The sequence below is a fragment of the Streptomyces capparidis genome (assembly GCF_054782095.1).
Window position 1 is genome coordinate 1 of record NZ_BAAGTD010000093.1, and the last position, 15,883, is coordinate 15,883.

General features: G+C 76.5%; 14 protein-coding genes. 7 read left to right on the forward strand and 7 right to left on the reverse strand.

Annotated features, from left to right (window positions below):
• The first annotated feature begins 385 nt into the window (after positions 1–385).
• On the forward strand, positions 386–1,210 hold the full coding sequence (locus tag ACYVO2_RS36390; protein WP_461012406.1) for a hypothetical protein: 825 nt from the start codon (positions 386–388) through the stop codon (positions 1,208–1,210).
• A 201-nt stretch (positions 1,211–1,411) separates the two neighbouring features.
• Positions 1,412–2,029 carry a GTP-binding protein gene (locus ACYVO2_RS36395; protein WP_461012407.1) on the forward strand — a complete coding sequence of 206 codons (618 nt, stop codon included), beginning with the start codon at positions 1,412–1,414 and terminating at the stop codon, positions 2,027–2,029.
• Between the two features lie 24 nt (positions 2,030–2,053).
• On the opposite strand, the gene ACYVO2_RS36400 is transcribed toward ACYVO2_RS36395, so the two are convergent.
• Entirely contained in the window at positions 2,054–3,241 is a 1,188-nt protein-coding gene (locus ACYVO2_RS36400; RefSeq protein ID WP_461012408.1) for a lipid-transfer protein, read from the reverse strand.
• A complete protein-coding gene (locus ACYVO2_RS36405; protein ID WP_461012409.1) occupies positions 3,238–3,708 on the reverse strand; it encodes a Zn-ribbon domain-containing OB-fold protein in 471 nt (156 codons plus the stop codon). Before ACYVO2_RS36405 ends, ACYVO2_RS36400 begins: the two co-directional genes overlap by 4 nt.
• A 235-nt stretch (positions 3,709–3,943) precedes the next feature.
• Between ACYVO2_RS36405 and ACYVO2_RS36410 the strand changes: the two genes are divergently transcribed.
• Complete coding sequence (locus tag ACYVO2_RS36410) at positions 3,944–4,393, forward strand: SRPBCC family protein (RefSeq protein WP_461012410.1); 450 nt, start codon at positions 3,944–3,946, stop codon at positions 4,391–4,393.
• A 74-nt stretch (positions 4,394–4,467) separates the two neighbouring features.
• Here ACYVO2_RS36410 and ACYVO2_RS36415 read toward each other — a convergent pair whose 3' ends face one another.
• Positions 4,468–4,860 (reverse strand): Mpo1-like protein, encoded by a 393-nt coding sequence (locus ACYVO2_RS36415; RefSeq protein WP_461012411.1) that lies wholly within the window; start codon positions 4,858–4,860, stop codon positions 4,468–4,470.
• A 206-nt stretch (positions 4,861–5,066) separates the two neighbouring features.
• On the reverse strand, positions 5,067–5,882 hold the full coding sequence (locus ACYVO2_RS36420) for a M15 family metallopeptidase (RefSeq protein ID WP_461012412.1): 816 nt from the start codon (positions 5,880–5,882) through the stop codon (positions 5,067–5,069).
• Positions 5,883–5,968: 86 nt separating this feature from the next.
• Between ACYVO2_RS36420 and ACYVO2_RS36425 the strand changes: the two genes are divergently transcribed.
• Together ACYVO2_RS36425 and ACYVO2_RS36430 are read left to right on the forward strand one after the other, a co-directional pair.
• Complete coding sequence (locus ACYVO2_RS36425) at positions 5,969–6,499, forward strand: NUDIX domain-containing protein (protein WP_461012413.1); 531 nt, start codon at positions 5,969–5,971, stop codon at positions 6,497–6,499.
• Between the two features lie 43 nt (positions 6,500–6,542).
• Positions 6,543–7,430 carry an enoyl-CoA hydratase/isomerase family protein gene (locus ACYVO2_RS36430; protein ID WP_461012414.1) on the forward strand — a complete coding sequence of 296 codons (888 nt, stop codon included), beginning with the start codon at positions 6,543–6,545 and terminating at the stop codon, positions 7,428–7,430.
• On the opposite strand, the gene ACYVO2_RS36435 is transcribed toward ACYVO2_RS36430, so the two are convergent.
• Complete coding sequence (locus ACYVO2_RS36435; RefSeq protein ID WP_461012415.1) at positions 7,383–9,719, reverse strand: glycoside hydrolase family 31 protein; 2,337 nt, start codon at positions 9,717–9,719, stop codon at positions 7,383–7,385. The two genes, ACYVO2_RS36430 and ACYVO2_RS36435, sit on opposite strands and share 48 nt — an antisense overlap.
• A gap of 306 nt (positions 9,720–10,025) precedes the next feature.
• Here ACYVO2_RS36435 and ACYVO2_RS36440 point away from each other — a divergent pair, with 306 nt between their 5' ends.
• Together ACYVO2_RS36440 and ACYVO2_RS36445 are read left to right on the forward strand one after the other, a co-directional pair.
• A complete protein-coding gene (locus tag ACYVO2_RS36440; RefSeq protein WP_461012416.1) occupies positions 10,026–12,029 on the forward strand; it encodes an acetoacetate--CoA ligase in 2,004 nt (667 codons plus the stop codon).
• Positions 12,030–12,118: 89 nt separating this feature from the next.
• The gene (locus ACYVO2_RS36445) at positions 12,119–13,105 is read left to right on the forward strand and encodes a hypothetical protein (protein ID WP_461012417.1); all 987 of its coding nucleotides are present in this window, start codon (positions 12,119–12,121) and stop codon (positions 13,103–13,105) included.
• 83 nt (positions 13,106–13,188) lie between these two features.
• On the opposite strand, the gene ptsP is transcribed toward ACYVO2_RS36445, so the two are convergent.
• Together ptsP and ACYVO2_RS36455 are read right to left on the reverse strand one after the other, a co-directional pair.
• Positions 13,189–14,859 (reverse strand): phosphoenolpyruvate--protein phosphotransferase, encoded by a 1,671-nt coding sequence (gene ptsP / locus ACYVO2_RS36450; protein WP_461012418.1) that lies wholly within the window; start codon positions 14,857–14,859, stop codon positions 13,189–13,191.
• 198 nt (positions 14,860–15,057) lie between these two features.
• Positions 15,058–15,507 carry a PTS sugar transporter subunit IIA gene (locus ACYVO2_RS36455; protein ID WP_461012419.1) on the reverse strand — a complete coding sequence of 150 codons (450 nt, stop codon included), beginning with the start codon at positions 15,505–15,507 and terminating at the stop codon, positions 15,058–15,060.
• Positions 15,508–15,883 lie beyond the last annotated feature (376 nt).

Genomic DNA, 15,883 nt, shown 5'->3' on the forward strand with positions numbered 1-15,883 from the left:
CGGCGCGCCCACCGGCGCGCGGCGCTGCTGTGCGCGGCGGCGGACCGCACGCGCCGGGGCGCCCCGCCGCGCGCGCCGGGAACGACATCGAGCGGTGGCGGAAGCCCGCCGAGGACCCCGAGGCGGGCGCCCCGTCACCGCTCGCCCTTCCCCCGCCCGGCGCCGAGCCGGCTCCTCCCCGCCGCACCCGCCGGGCCCGCCGCCGGCCCGCCTCCCGCCGCCGCCCCCGGCGGGCCCGCGCCCCGCCCGCGGCCCCGTTCCGGACGAGCCGTCACCCGCGCCCCGCCCGCGCACCCAGGGGCCGCCAGCGAGGAGGAAGACCCTGTCCCACATCGTCGCCGTCCACGGAGTCGGCAACCACGCACCGGGCCACCCGCCCGAGACCGTGTCCCGGGCCCGCGCCGCCACCTGGACGGGCGACCTCGTCCCCGGGCTGCGCGGCGCGGCCTACGACGTCGACCTCGCCTTCGCCTACTACGCCCACCACCTGCACCTCGGCAGGCCCGCACCCCGGGGGCCCGCCGACGACCGGCTCGACCACCTCGACCCGGACGCCGCCCACGCCGTCACCGAGTGGCTCGACGCGCTCGGCCTGCCCCGCGCCACCTCCGACGGCCCGGCCGCCATGCCGCTGCGGCACGCGGTGGGCATCGTCGCCCGCCGGTTCGGCCTCGACGGGCGGCTGACCCGGCTGTTCGTGGCGACGTGCTTCCGCGAGCTCGCCGTCTATCTGCGGCACCCCGACGAACCGGCGCGGACCGCGGCGCGCGAGGAGGTCGCCGGGACCATCGCCGCGCACCGGCCGCGCGTGGTCATCGCGCACTCCCTGGGCGCGGTCGTCGCCTACGAGGCCCTGCACGCCCACCCCGAGCTGCACGTCGAGCTGCTGCTGACCCTCGGCGCCCCGCTCGCCCTGCCGCACGCCGTGCTGCACCGGCTGGTGCCCGCCCCCGACGCCGACGGGCGCGGCCGGAAGCCGCCCGGCGTCGGACGCTGGGTCAACGTCCGCGGCCGCGCCGACCCGCTGGCGGTGCCGCGTCCGCTGCGGGACCACTTCCACGGCGTCGACGCGGACCTGGAGGAGGGCGTCGGCCTGTTCGACTTCCACCGGGCCACCCGCTATCTGCGGTGCGCGGCGGTCGCGGAGGCAGTCGCCCCGCTCCTGGCCGGCGCGCCGGGCGGCACCCAGGAGCCGGCCGCCTCCCCGTGACCCCGGCCGCCCCGCGCCGGGCGCCCGCGGGCCGGCCCCGCCGCCCCCACTGCCTGTCCGGGGCAACGATCAGGTGTCGCAAGGCAGTTGCCCCGTGGCCCAGCGTAGTAATGTTCCTCTGCTGGTGGTGGCGGCGGTACGGCGCCCCAGGGCCGATGATGCCTGTGAGCAGCACGGACAACACAACGGGAGAAGAAGCCGATGGTCTTCGGGCGCTCTGAGCGGCGCCAACGGGAGCCGGAGAAGGACCCGCTGGCACTCAAGATCCTGGTCGCTGGCGGCTTCGGCGTGGGCAAGACCACCCTCGTCGGCGCCGTCAGCGAGATCAAGCCGCTGCGCACCGAGGAGGCGCTCAGCGAGGTCGGCAGGCCCGTGGACGACACCGCGGGCGTCGAGCAGAAGACCACGACCACGGTCGCCATGGACTTCGGCCGGATCACCGTGCGCGAGGGACTGGTGCTGTACCTGTTCGGCACGCCCGGCCAGGACCGGTTCTGGTTCCTGTGGGACGAGCTGGCCACCGGCGCGCTCGGCGCCGTGGTGCTGGCCGACACGCGGCGGCTCGAGGACTGCTTCGCCGCCGTCGACTACTTCGAGCGGCGCGGCATCCCCTTCACCGTCGCGGTCAACTGCTTCGAGGGCGCCCGCACCTTCCCCGAGCAGGCGGTGCGCGACGCGCTCGACCTGGACCCGCACGTGCCCGTGGTGTCCTGCGACGCCCGTCAGCGCGAGTCCGCCAAGGAGGTGCTCATCACGGTCGTCGAGCACGCCCTGGCGAGCTCCGCCCGCGCCCGCGTCCCCCAGCCCGCCGCGCCCTGACCCGCTGAACCGTTTTCCCACCCCTCAGCGGAGCACCACCACGGCGGACCCGTGCCCGAACAGGCCCTGGTTCGCCGTCAGGGCCACCCGCGCTCCCGCCACCTGGCGGTCCCCGGCCTCGCCGCGCAACTGCCGGACGGCCTCGCAGACCTGGGCGATGCCCTGCGCGGGCACGGCCTCGCCGAACGACGCGAGGCCGCCGCTGGGGTTGACGGGGATCCGCCCGCCGAGCGCGGTCGCGCCCGAGCGCAGCAGCCCCGCGGCCTCGCCGGGCGGGCACAGGCCGATGTCCTCGTACCACTGGAGCTCCAGCGCCGTGGACAGGTCGTACACCTCCGCCAGGTCCAGGTCCCCGGGGCCGACCCCGGCCTCCTCGCAGGCGGCCGACACCACCGACCGCCGCAGGTCCGGCGGCCGCGGGGTCCCGGCCGGGCACGGGTCGGAGGCGAGGTCCGGCAGGTCCGGCTCGCCGCGCGGGTAGCGGGGGGTGACGGTGGCCACGGCGCGCAGCCGCACCGGGTCGGCCGTGTGCCGCCGGGCGAACGCCGTACTGGCCAGCACCAGCGCCGCCCCGCCGTCGGAGGTGGCGCACACGTCGAGCAGCCGCAGCGGGTCGGCGACCACGGGGGACGCGGCGACCTCCGCCTCGGTGACGGCCCTGCGGTAGCGCGCCAGGGGGTTGGCCGCGCCCGCCGCCGCGTTCTTCACCTTCACCCGGGCGAAGTCCGCCGGGGTGTCGCCGTACAGCGCCATCCGTCGTCGCGCGTACAGGGCGAAGTAGGCGGGGTTGGTGGCCCCGAGCACCCGGAAGCGCAGCCAGTCCGGGTCGTCGGGGCGCTCGCCGCCGGCCGGGGCGAAGAACCCCTTGGGCGCCGAGTCCGCGCCCACCACCAGCGCCACCTCCGCCATCCCGGCGAGGATCTGGGCCCGCGCCGTGTTGATCGCCTGCCCGCCGGAGGCGCAGGCCGCGTACGCGGTGGACACCCGGGCGCCCTGCCACCCCAGCGCCCGGGCGAACGCCGCCCCGGCCACGTGCCCGGGGTAGCCGCCCCGCACGGTGGCCGCGCCGGACACCAGGTCCACCCGCTCCCAGTCGACGCCGGCGTCCGCCAGGGCCAGCCGCGCCGCGGCCACGCCGTAGGGGACGAACCCGCGTCCCCACTTGCCCCACGGGTGCATCCCCGCCCCGAGCACCGCGACGTCGCCGCTCATCCGCCGCCGCCTTCCCGCACCGGCCGCCAGTTCCAGGTGGCCGTCCTGCGTCCGCCGCCGTCCTCCAGCACCCCGGGCACGACCTCCACCTCCATCCCCACCGCCAGGTCGTCCACGCCCACGCCCGGCGCCGCCTGCCCGAGCACCACCAGGCCCTCGGCGGCCAGCTCCACCGCGACCAGCGTGAACGGCTCCCACGGCGCGCCGGGGTCGGCGGGGTAGGGGGCGGGCGGGCGGTAGCGGCTGTCGGTGTACGACCAGACCCGGCCGCGCGGCGAGAGCGGCACCTGCTCCAGGCGGGTCCCGCCGCAGCCGGGATCGCGGCAGGCCAGGTCCTCGCGGGGGAAGAACACCGCCGAGCAGTCCGCGCACCGGGTGCCCAGCAGCCGGAACCCGCCGCCGTCCGCCGCGGTGAACCACCCCTCGACCACGGGCCGGGGGACGCCGCTCACCTCATCTGACACCACGTCAGAAAGTCTGCCACGCCGCGCCCGCCGCGAAACCGCCGCATGAAGCGGCCGACGCGGGGCACGCGAGGAGAAGGCCGGACAAAACGGAGCACGATTCCGGCCGGGACGCGAGGACACGGCGGCCCACGGCGGACGACCCGGGGCGCGTGTCCCGCGGCCCGAGTGCTCGAGAGCAAGGACCAAGGGAAGACGGGGAAGACCCCCACCCCGACCAGCGAAGGAGAAACACCGCATGACCACGAAGATCGAGCAGTCGGTCGAGGTCGAGGTGCCGGTGCGGACCGCCTACAACCAGTGGACCCAGTTCACCGAGTTCCCGCGGTTCATGGACGGTGTGGAGCGCGTGGACCAGGTCACCGACACCCGCACCCACTGGGTGACGAAGATCGGCGGCGCCAAGCGGGAGTTCGACGCCGAGATCACCGAGCAGATCCCGGACGAGCGGGTCGCCTGGACCTCGGTCTCCGGCCCCAAGCAGGCGGGCGTGGTCACCTTCCACCGCCTGGACGACACCCACACCAAGATCATGGTGCAGCTCGACCACGACCCCGAGGGCCTCACCGAGACCGTCGGCGACAAGCTGGGCTTCCTCACCCGCCGCACCAAGGGCGACCTGGAGCGGTTCAAGGCCTTCATCGAGTCGCGCGGCCAGGAGACCGGTGCCTGGCGCGGCCACGTCTGACCGGCCCCACCGCCCCCCGAGCGCGCGCCGGCCGCGGCGGCACACACCCCGCGTCCGGCGCGCCTTCACGCCCTTCAGACCCCTCCGGGCCGCTCCAGCGCCTGCCCGTGCTCCGCGAGCCACTTGCGCGCGGTCTCGCCCAGCTCCCGGTCCCGCCCGGCCAGCATCGTCGCGATCATCCGCGCGTCCCCGCGCAGCGACCACAGCGGATGACCGAACGTGGCGGGATTGTTCCCCTCGATGAGGAAGTGCGCGGGCCAGGCCGCGCCGTACCCGATGACGGGCAGCCCCGCCAGCAGCGCCCGCCGCCCCCGCGCCGCGCCGTACACGGTCACCGCGAGCCCCGTCAGCGTCCCGGCCAGGTGCACCCACCGGGTGGCCGCCTTGGAGTGCATCGCGACGTAGTACGGCCAGAACTCCTCGAACGACTCGAACGGCCCGTGCTCGGCCGCGCTCTCCTTCGCCATCCCCCCACCGTAGGCGGAGCATCTCCGCGCCGACCAGAGGCGCGAATCCCCTCCTCTTCACTCGAACGAGTGATCCTCGGCGGGAGCCGGAACTCCGCCCCGCGCCCCCCGCGTCCACCCGCGGGGGAGATGCGGCGGGGCCCACGGGGGTGGCCCCGCCGCACCGCCCCGCACCGCCTCACGGGGCGCGCGAGCGACCGGGGGCGTCAGCGGCGCACGGAGCGGCGCGCGACGGGGAAGTCGAAGTACGTGCCGGGGAACGGCTCGTCCGCGAGCGTGAAGTGCCACCACTCCTGCGGGTAGTTGGTGAACCCGGCCGCCTCCAGGCCGCTCCTGAGCAGCCCGCGGTGGGCCCGCGCCCCGCCGCCCACCCGGGGGTCGTCGGTGTGCGACAGGGTGTCGAAGCAGTCGTAGCCCGTGCCCATGTCCACCCCGTTGTCCGGGAAGCGCTCGCCCACCGGGGCGGTGCAGTCGCGCAGCGGCTCGCCCGGCACCCAGGGCCGCTGCGGGGCGGCGGGCAGCCGCACCAGCGTGACGTCCAGCGTGCTGCCCCGGCTGTGGCCCGACCGCTCGGCGATGTAGCCGTCCGCGAACAGCGCCGACTTCTCCACCCGCGGGTAGAACTCCGCCTTCATCAGCTCGTCGTCCAGGTCCCGGGCCCAGCGCACGAAGTCGTCCACCGCCCGCTGCGGCCGGAAGCAGTCGTACACCTTCAGCGAGTAGCCCTGCCTGAGGAATGACCGCTGCGCCCGGGCGAGCGCCCTGGCCGCGGGCCGCGTGAGCAGGCACAGCGGCTCCTCGTAGCCCGCCACCGGGCGGCCGACGAAGTTGTGGGAGCCGTGGTAGCGGATGTCGTGGAGGATGGTCGGATCCACGTCCCGGAGCGCCACGAACACCCCCGGCGGAGCGCCGTCCCGGGCCTGCGCACGCGGCGCCGGGAGGACGGCGAGCAGGAGGGCGGCGACCAGCGCGGCCGCGAGGGCGGCGGCGCGGGGGACGCGCGGGTGTGCGTGTAGTGTCATGGGCAGTTCATAGCAGGCCGCGAGCCGGTCGCCCACGGCCCTCTTGACACTCCTCAACGACGCCGGTCAGGGGATACCCTCCGATCGTGCCTGCGATTCCATCAAGCGTTCGCACCAAGGACGCTCACTGTTCGTACTGCGGCAGCGCGTACCCCCCGGATCTTGGGTGGCCCCGCGACTGCTCGCACTGCGGCGCCACGGCCTTCCGCAATCCGCTGCCGGTCGCCGTCGCCCTGCTCCCCGTCCGCGACGGCGACAACCCGCCGGGCCTCGCGGTGGTCCGCCGCGCCATCGAGCCCCGGCGCGGCCTGCTCGCCCTGCCCGGCGGCTACGTCAACCTCGGCGAGACCTGGCAGCAGGCGCTGGTGCGCGAACTCGCCGAGGAGACCGGCATCACCGCCGACGCCGGCGAGGTGCGCCTCGCCGACACCCTCAGCGCCCCCGACGGGCACCTGCTCGTCTTCGGCACCCTGGAGGAGCGCGACATCCGGGACCTGCCCCCGTCCACCCCCACCGAGGAGACCGAGGGCTGGGAGCTGCTGCCCCACCCGAAGGAGCTGGCCTTCGCGCTGCACACCAGGGCCGCCCACTGCTGGTTCGACGGGCTCTACCCCTGATCCGTCCCGCGTGGCCCCGCCCGGTCCCGGCCCGGTACCGTCCATGCCCGTGAGCGCTCCCCGTGACACCGCGCGGCCGGGACCGGCCGGGACCGACCCCGCGCCGCCGCCCACCACCGAAGGGCTGCACACCCACGTCGAGGACGGCGTGGCCACCGTGCGCATCGACCGCCCGCACGCCCGCGGCGCGCTGACCACCCGGATGTGGGCCGCCCTGCCCGGCATCCTCGCCCGCCTCGCCGCCGACCCCGCCACCGCCGTCGTCGTCCTGACCGGCACCGGCGGCACCTTCTCCGCCGGCGCCGACATCCACGAGCTGCGCGAGATCTACGCCGACCCCGGCGCCGCCGACGCCTTCCACGCCCTCAACTCCGCCGCCGAACAGGCCCTCGCGGGCTTCCCCAAGCCCACCGTCGCCCTGATTGCCGGCGCCTGCGTGGGCGGCGGCTGCCAGCTCGCCGCCGCCTGCGACCTGCGCTTCGCCGACCGCACCGCGCGCTTCGGCCTGCCCCCGGCCCGGCTCGGCATCGTCTACGACGCGGGCTCCACCCGCCGCCTCGCCGCCCTCGTCGGCGCGCCCGCGGCGAAGTACCTGCTGTTCTCCGGCGAGCTCGTCGACGCCGAGCACGCGCTGCGCATCGGCCTGGTCGACATGGTGTGGGAGCCGGACGAGGCCCGGGAGCGCGCCTACGCGTTCGCCCGCGCCGTCGCCGCCCGCTCCCGGCTCACCGTCCGCGCCGCCAAGGAGATCATCGACGCCCCCCGCCTCGACCCCGAGCGGGTCCGCGCCTGGGAGCGGATCTCCCGCACCAGCGGCGAGGTGCCCGAGGGCCTGGCGGCGTTCGCCGAGCGGCGCGAACCGCGGTTCACCTGGGACGGCCCCTCACCCGGCGGCGCCGCGCAACCGGACGGGGTACCCGGCGCCGGCTGAGCCCTCCCGCTCCACCACCACCCGCCCGCCGTCCCACCGCACCGCGAACCGCTCCACCGCCGGCTCGGCCCACCCGTCCCCGGCGTCCACCGCGAGCGACCCCCCGCCCACGTCCCCCGGCTCCGGCGCCCACACCTCCAGCTCCACCCGGCCCGCGCCGTCCGCCACCGGCACCACCGCGCCCGCCCGCACCAGCACCGGCGCCCGCTCCAGCGGCGCGTCCACCCGCACCACCCCCGGCCCGTCGAACACCTGCCCGGTGGCCCGGTCGTACCAGCGTCCCGCAGGCAGCCGCACCTCCCGCCGCTCCACCCCCGGCCCCAGCACCGGCGCCACCAGCAGCGCGTCCCCCAGCAGGAAGGCGTCCCCGACCGCGCGCAGCGCCCGGTCGCCGGGGTCGCGCCACCACACCGGCCGCGCGTACGGCGCACCGGTGCGCGCCGCCTCGTGCGCCAGCGTCAGCAGATAGGGCACCAGGCGCCGCCGCTCCTCCAGCGCCGCCCGCGCGTGCGCCGCCACCGCGGGCGGCACCTCCCACGGCTCACGCCCCGCGCCGCGCCCCGAGCCGGTGCGCAGCAGCGGCAGGTACGCGCCGAGCTGAAGCCACCGCAGATACAGCTCGGGGGAGGGCCGGCCGCGCCCGCCCACGTCGGGCCCGGCGTACGGCACCCCGCACAGGCCGAGCCCCAGCACCAGCGCCAGCGAGGCCCGCAGCCCCGCCCACCCCGCGGCCGCCTCCCCCGCCCAGGCGCCCCCGTACCGCTGCATCCCCGCCCAGCCCGAGCGGGACAGCACGAACGGCCGCTCCCCGGGCCGCAGCTCGCGCAGCCCCTCGTACCCGGCCCGCGCCATCAGCAGCCCGTACACATTGTGCGCCTCGCGGTGGTCGCCGCCCCTGCCGTCCAGCGCGTGCCGGGTGGAGCGCGGCAGCGTGGCGTCGCCGAACGCGGTGAACACCGCGGGCTCGCACCTGTCGTGCCACACCCCGGAGAAGCCCTGCGCCACCCGCTCCGCGTACAGCCCCGACCACCAGGCGCGCGCCCGGGGCGAGGTGAAGTCGGGGAACACCGACGGGCCCGCCCGCCCCGCGCCCCGCGCCGCCCGTCCCCGCGGGTCACGGCAGAACACGTCCGCCGCCGCGCCGCTGTCGTACACCGGGTCGCCGGGCTCGGGGCGCACCGCCGGGTCCACCACCGACACCAGGCGCACCCCGTCCTCGCCCAGCTCCTTGGCCAGCCCCGGCAGGTCCGGGAAGCCGCCGGGGTCCACCGTGAACGCCCGGCGCCCGTCCAGGTGCCCGGCGTCCAGGTGCACCGCCGCCGGCGCCGCCCCCCGCTCCCGGTACCCGGCCACGACCCGCCGCACCTCGTCGGCGTCGCCCGCCCCCCACCGCGCGTGCTGGTGGTCCAGCGCCCACCGCGGCGGCACCGCGGGCCGGCCCGTCAGCGCCGCCCAGTTGCGCAGCAGCCGCCCCGGGGTGCCCAGCAGCACCCAGTACCGCAGCGGCCCGCCGTCCATCCGCAGCTCCGCGCACGCCGGCCGGTCGTGGCCCGAGCCGTTGCCCTCCTCGCCGTCGCGCAGCCGCACCCTGCCGTCCCAGGTGTTGTCGTGGAACACCAGGTGGCAGCCCGCGCCCGCGGCCACGAACTGCACGGGCATGGTGACGTGCAGCGGGTCGTCCCCGGGCCCGAACCCCCGGCCCGGATCGGTGTTCCACAGCCGGTACGTGCCCTCGGGCAGCCGCGGCCCCGCCGCCCGCCCGCCGAGCCCGTACACGTCCGCGTCCGCGGCCAGCTCCGAGGACTGCTCCCAGCGCGCCCCGCCGCCCTCCGCGTCCCACCAGCGCGGCGGCAGGTCCCGGCGCAGCAGCACCCCGCCGGGCGTGCGGAACTCCACCACCCCCTGCGTGGTGACGACCACGATGGCCCGCTCCGAGACCACCCGCCAGCCGCCGTCGGTGTCCGGCTCCAGCGAGGCCCGCGTGTCCGCCGCCGGGCAGTCGCCGGCCAGCGCGTACGACGGCTCGGGCCCCGCCCCGTCCCAGCCGCAGAACACCGCGCCGCCCACCGCGACCCGCACCCGCAGCGCGGACCGGGAGAACGTGAACAGGCCACCGCCGGGCACCGGCTCGGCACCGCGCGCCCGCCCCGGCGCCCTGGCCCGCTCACCGCCGCCGCGCGGCAGGTGCCCGGCGTCCTGGCGGCGCCGCGCGACCGCGCCCCGCAGCGCGCCCCACCGGTAGCCGGAACCCGCCCCTCCAAGCGACCGCACCAGGTCACGCGCATCCATGCCCTCACCATCCCACCAAAGCCCCCCCCCCCCCCCCCCCCCCCCCGCCCGCACGCGGCCCCGACCGAATCCCGTCGTGAAAAGGTCATCCGGCGTTCACCACCCCGCTCCCGGACCGTTCCGGAACGAGCCGGGGCGCGCCCGCCCCGCCGGCCGCACGGGCACCCTTGGCACCGGCGACGATCACATGGCATCGTCCGTTGCACCGCGCCGGCGCCGCACCACGCGCCGCGGGGCGCGGGGCCGGGCACGAAGGCCGTGCCGCGGTCCGACGACGTACCGCACCGCCCGGGAGCCGCGAGCCGCATGAGCAGCAACGACCACGACCACCCCGAACCGCTGTGGCAGCCCAGCCAGGAGCAGGTCAGGGCCGCCCAGCTCACCCGCTTCCACACCTGGGCCGCCGAGCGCCACGGCGCGCCCGCCCCCGCCCCCGGCGACCCCGCCGCCTCCTACCGCGCCCTGCACCAGTGGTCCGTCACCGAGCCGGCGCGCTTCTGGCAGGCCGTCGCCGAGTGGTACGAGGTGCGCTTCACCACCCCCTGGGAGGCGGTGCTCGCCGACCCCGCCATGCCCGGCGCCCGCTGGTTCCCCGGCGCCACCCTCAACTACACCGAGCACGTGCTGCGCCCCGCCGGGGAGCGCCCCGACGCCCCCGCCCTGATCCACCTCGACGAGACCCGGCAGCCCGCCGAGACCAGTTGGGCCGAGCTGCGCCGCCAGGTCGCCGCGCTCGCCGCGCACCTGCGCAGCCTCGGCGTGCGCCCTGGCGACCGCGTCAGCGGCTACCTGCCCAACGTCCCGCACGCCGTCGTCGCCCTGCTCGCCACCGCCGCCGTCGGCGCCGTGTGGACCTCCTGCGCCCCCGACTTCGGCGCCCGCAGCGTCCTGGACCGCTTCCAGCAGGTCGAGCCCGTCGTGCTGGTCACCGTCGACGGCTACCGCTACGGCGGCAAGGAGCACGACCGCCGCGAGGTCGTCGCCGAGCTGCGCCGCGAACTGCCCACCCTGCGCGCGGTGGTGCACGTCCCCCTGCTCGGCACGCCCGCGCCCGACGGCGCCCTGGAGTGGTCCGCCGTCACCTCGGGCGACACCGAACCCGTCTACGAGCAGGTCCCGTTCGACCACCCGCTGTGGGTGCTGTACTCCTCCGGCACCACCGGGCTGCCCAAGGCCATCGTCCACTCCCAGGGCGGCATCCTGCTCGAGCACCTCAAGCAGACCGGCCTCCACCTCGATCTCGGCCCCGGCGACCGGTTCTTCTGGTACACCTCCACCGGCTGGATGATGTGGAACTTCCTCGTCGGCGGCCTGCTGTCCGGCGCCACCGCCGTGCTCTACGACGGCAGCCCGGGCCACCCCACCACCGACGCCCAGTGGCGGGTGGCCGAACGCACCGGCGTCACCGTCTTCGGCACCTCCGCCGCCTACGTCGTGGCCTGCCGCAAGGCCGACGTCCACCCCGGCCGCGACCTGGACCTCAGCCGCCTGCGCTGCGTCGCCACCACCGGCTCCCCGCTGCCGCCCGACGGCTTCACCTGGATCCACGACGAGGTCAGCCCCGACGCCTGGATCGCCTCCGTCAGCGGCGGCACCGACGTGTGCAGTTGCTTCGCCGGAGCCGTCCCCACCCTGCCCGTGTACGTCGGCGAGCTCCAGGCCCCCTGCCTGGGCACGGACCTCCGGGCGTGGGACCCCGCCGGCAGGCCCGTCACCGACGAGGTCGGCGAACTCGTCGTCACCGGGCCCATGCCGTCCATGCCCGTCCGCTTCTGGAACGACCCCGGCGACCGGCGCTACCGCGAGAGCTACTTCGAGATGTTCCCCGGCGTGTGGCGGCACGGCGACTGGATCACCCTCAGCTCCCGCGGCACCGTCGTCGTCCACGGCCGCTCCGACTCCACCCTCAACCGGCAGGGCGTCCGCATGGGCTCCGCCGACATCTACGAGGCCGTCGAACGCCTGCCCGAGATCCGCGAGTCCCTGGTCATCGGCATCGAGGAACCCGACGGCGGCTACTGGATGCCCCTGTTCGTCCACCTCGCCGAGGGCGCCGAGCTCGACGACGCGCTGCGCGACCGCGTCAAACGCGTCATCCGCGAACAGGTCTCGCCCCGCCACGTCCCCGACGAGATCATCGCCGTCCCCGGCATCCCGCACACCCTCACCGGCAAGCGCATCGAGGTCCCCGTCAAGAAGCTCCTCCAGGGCGCCGCGCCCGGCGACGCCGTCAACCCCGGATCCGTGGACGACGCCGCCCTGCTGGAGGTCTTCGCCCGCCTCGGCCGCGAACGCGCCGCCGCCCGCTGACCCCGGTCGGCCGCGCCCGACGGGCCGTTGTCGGACCCTCCCGTTACGGTGAGTGAGCATCGGTTCCTTGCCGCGTCGAGGGGGAAGACATGGCCCGCACCAGACACCCGTCCACCAGCGGCGCCGCCGCCCGCCGCTCCGGCGGCCCCCAGCCCGGGCGCGGCCGCCACCCGGGGCGCCATCCGGGGCGTGGCCCGGGCCGCGGCCCCGGCGGGCGCGGCCGCGACGCGCACGCGGCCCGGCGCAGGGACGTGCCGTGCACCGTCGCCGTCCTCGTCGGCCACGAGGACTTCGCGGCCATGCGCCACTACACCAGCTTCCCCTTCACCGACTACGGCGGGTACCTGCGCCACGTGGAGGAGCAGTTGCGCGCCCTGCGCTCCCGCGGGCTGCACGTCCTGGTCGCCGTCTTCGACCCCGCCGAGTACGCCACCTGGTGCGAGCGGCGCGGCCTCGACCCCGACGCCGCCGTCACCCGCGCCCGCTACGCCGCCGACGTCGCCGGCCCCGGCGCCGCCGTGCCCTACACGGGCCAGCCCCTGGCGGACCTGGTGCACGCCGTCGTCCGGCAGGCGGAGCGGCGCGCCACCCGGGCCCTGGCCACCCGGGCGCTGCGCCGCGAGGAGGAGACCGGCTCCGCCGTGCACGCCCGCCTCACCCGGGAGCTGGCCGCCCTGCTGGAGCGGGCCGGGCCCGGCGAGCACCACCTCGTCGGCAGCGCCAACGTGCACGGCGCGCCGCTGCTCGCCGTCGTCGACGCGGGCGGCCCCACCGCGGGCGAGGACGCCGCCCTGTTCTGCGCCGTCCTCGCCGCGGGCCACGCCACCGGCGGCGGAGGCGGAGCCGTGCTGCGCACCCGCGGCGGCCCCGGCGGGCGCGACACGGTCCGCGGCTGGGCCCTGCGCGACGGGCGGCTGCACCCGCTCACCGCCGCCGAGGTCTTCGACGCCTACTGCACCGACCACCGCACCGGCGAGCCCATCGCCCCGGAACCCGACGTGGACTACGAGGCCGGCTTCACCCTCGACGACCCGCCGGACCCCCCGGGCCCGCCCGCCGCCAGGGAGGGCGGATGACGGCGGAGGGCGCCTCGCCGACCGGCCGAGACACCCTCCGCACACCCACCGGGGCGGCGAGCCGCGCCGCCCCGGTGCCGCCCTCACTCCCCGGACAGCACCGCCAGGGCCGCCGTCCGCGCCTCCTGCGCGGTGTCCGCCGCGCGCGCCGCCGCGGCGGCCCGCTCGCACTGGGCGAGGGTGTGCTTGGCCAGCGTCGCCCGCACGTACGGGATCGAGGCGGCGCCCATGGACAGGCTGGTCACCCCGAGCCCGGTCAGCACGCACGCCAGCGTCGGGTCCGAGGCGGCCTCGCCGCACACGCCGCAGCTCTTGCCCTCGGCCCGCGCCGCCTCGGCCGCCGCCGCCACCAGGTCGAGCAGCGCGGGCTGCCACGGGTCCTGCAACCGGGAGAGCGAGCCGACCTGCCGGTCCGCGGCGAAGGTGTACTGCGCCAGGTCGTTGGTGCCCAGCGACAGGAACTCCACCTCCCGCAGGATCGAGCGGGCCCGCAGCGCGGCCGACGGGATCTCCACCATCGCTCCGAACTTGGCCTCGAGCCCCGCCTCGCGGCACGCGTCCGCGAACGCCTTGGCGTCCGCCCGGTCCGCCACCATCGGCGCCATGACCTCCAGGTGCACCGGCAGCCCCTCCGCGGCCCTGGCCAGCGCCCGCAACTGGGTCCGCAGCACCGCGGGGTGCTCCAGCAGCACCCGCAGGCCCCGCACCCCCAGCGCCGGGTTCGGCTCGTCGCCCGGGGTGAGGAACTCCAGCGGCTTGTCCGCGCCCGCGTCCAGCACCCGCACCACGACCCGGCCCTCGGGGAACGCCTCCAGCACCCGGCGATACGTTTCCGCCTGCGTGTCCTCCGACGGCGCCTGCTTGGAGTCGTCCAGGAACAGGAACTCCGTCCGGAACAGGCCCACGCCCTCGGCGCCCGCCTCCACCGCGGCCGCCACGTCGGCGGGCCCGCCCACGTTCGCCAGCAGCGGCACCCTGTGCCCGTCCGAGGTCGCCCCCGGACCGGAGGAGGCGGCCAGCGCCGCCTTGCGCTCCGCCGCGGCCCGCTCCAGCTCCGCCCGCCTGGCCTCGCTCGGCTCGACGGTCACCTCGCCGGTGCTGCCGTCCACGGCCACGACCACGCCCTCGACCAGGTCCGTCGCACCGGGCAGCGCCACCACGGCGGGCACGCCCATGGCCCGGGCCAGGATCGCGCTGTGGCTGGTGGGCCCGCCCTCCTCGGTCACGAAGCCCAGCACCAGGGACGGGTCGAGCAGCGCGGTGTCCGCCGGCGCCAGGTCCCGCGCGATCAGCACGTACGGCTGGTCGCTGTCCGGCACCCCCGGCATCGGCACCCCGAGCAGCCGGGCCACGATCCGGTTCCGCACGTCGTCCAGGTCCGCCACCCGGCCCGCCAGGTAGTCGCCGGCCGCGGCCAGCAGCGCGCGGTACGCGGCGAAGGCGTCGTAGATGGCCCGCTCGGCGGAGCTGCCGACGGCGATGCGGCGCTCCACGTCCGCCATCAGCTCGGGGTCCTGCGCCATCATCGCCTGCGCCTCGAGCACGGCCTGCGCCTCGCCCCCGGCGAGGTTCCCGCGCGCCACCAGGTCGGCCGCGACCGCCTCGACGGCCTGCTGCGCCCGGTTCTGCTCCCGCGGCGCGTCCTGCTCGGGGATCTGCTTGGCCGGCGGTTCGAGGACGGCGGTACCCATGTGCCGCACCGGGCCGATCGCGACACCGTGGCTGACGCCGACGCCTCGCAGCGTGGTCTCCATCTTCATCCGTTCCGGTCGGTGCGGCGGAGGCCCGCCGCGTGCTGGTCGTTCTTCACAGACAGCGCGCCCGCCGCACACCAAGTCGACTGGAGCGCGCTAGTAGAGATGCGGACTGATGAAACCGCGAAGGCGCGGGAAGGACCAAGTCGGACGGCCCGCGCACGGTCCCCGCCCGGCCGGGGCGGCCGGGCGGAGGGCTCAGCGCCAGAGGAAGATCGGGGAGCCCGCCTCGACGGGTCCGCTCTCGACCACGTCCGCCAGCGACTCCGCGTTCGCCTCGAGCGCCACCACGGGGCAGATGGGGGAGCGGCCGGCAGCCTCCACGGCCGCCGGGTCCCAGCGCACCACCGGGGTGCCCCTGCCGACCGTGTCCCCCTTGTTCACCAGGACCTCGAACCCCTCCCCGCCCAGTTGCACGGTGTCGATGCCCAGATGGGTCAGTACGCCGTGCCCCGCCGCGTCCACCACCACGAAGGCGTGCGGGTGCATCGAGACGACCACGCCGTCCACCGGGGAGACCGCCGTCATGGGAGCGCGCACGGGGTCGATCGCCATGCCGGGCCCCACCATGGCACCGGCGAACACCGGATCGGGGACGGCGGCGAGCCCGATGGCCCGCCCCGCCAACGGGGAGGTCACGCTCGTCATGGGGAAGCCTCCTAGGGGGCGCAGTACGAAGGCGCCGGTCCCGCGGGTTTGCCGGGCGGCGGTACCGGACAGAAGCCTAAAACATAGGAACAAGGGATCCGCAGGGGCGCCGAAGCCCCCGAACGATCATCGGCGCGAGGCGCGCCGCGGGCCTGATTTGCCTCTCCTGAGGGCTCGATGTACTGTTCAACCTCCGCCGACGGAACACCGCGGCGCACACTCATGTCACTCGGCAGACGCGATTCGGCGGAGCGGTGAAAGTGCGCTAAAGTGGAGAACACGCCGGAAGGCGGGAAACAAAAAAGAGCGGAAAGCTTCCGTTCCTTGAGAACTCAACAGCGTGCCAAAAATCAACGCCAGAAGTTGATACCCCCTC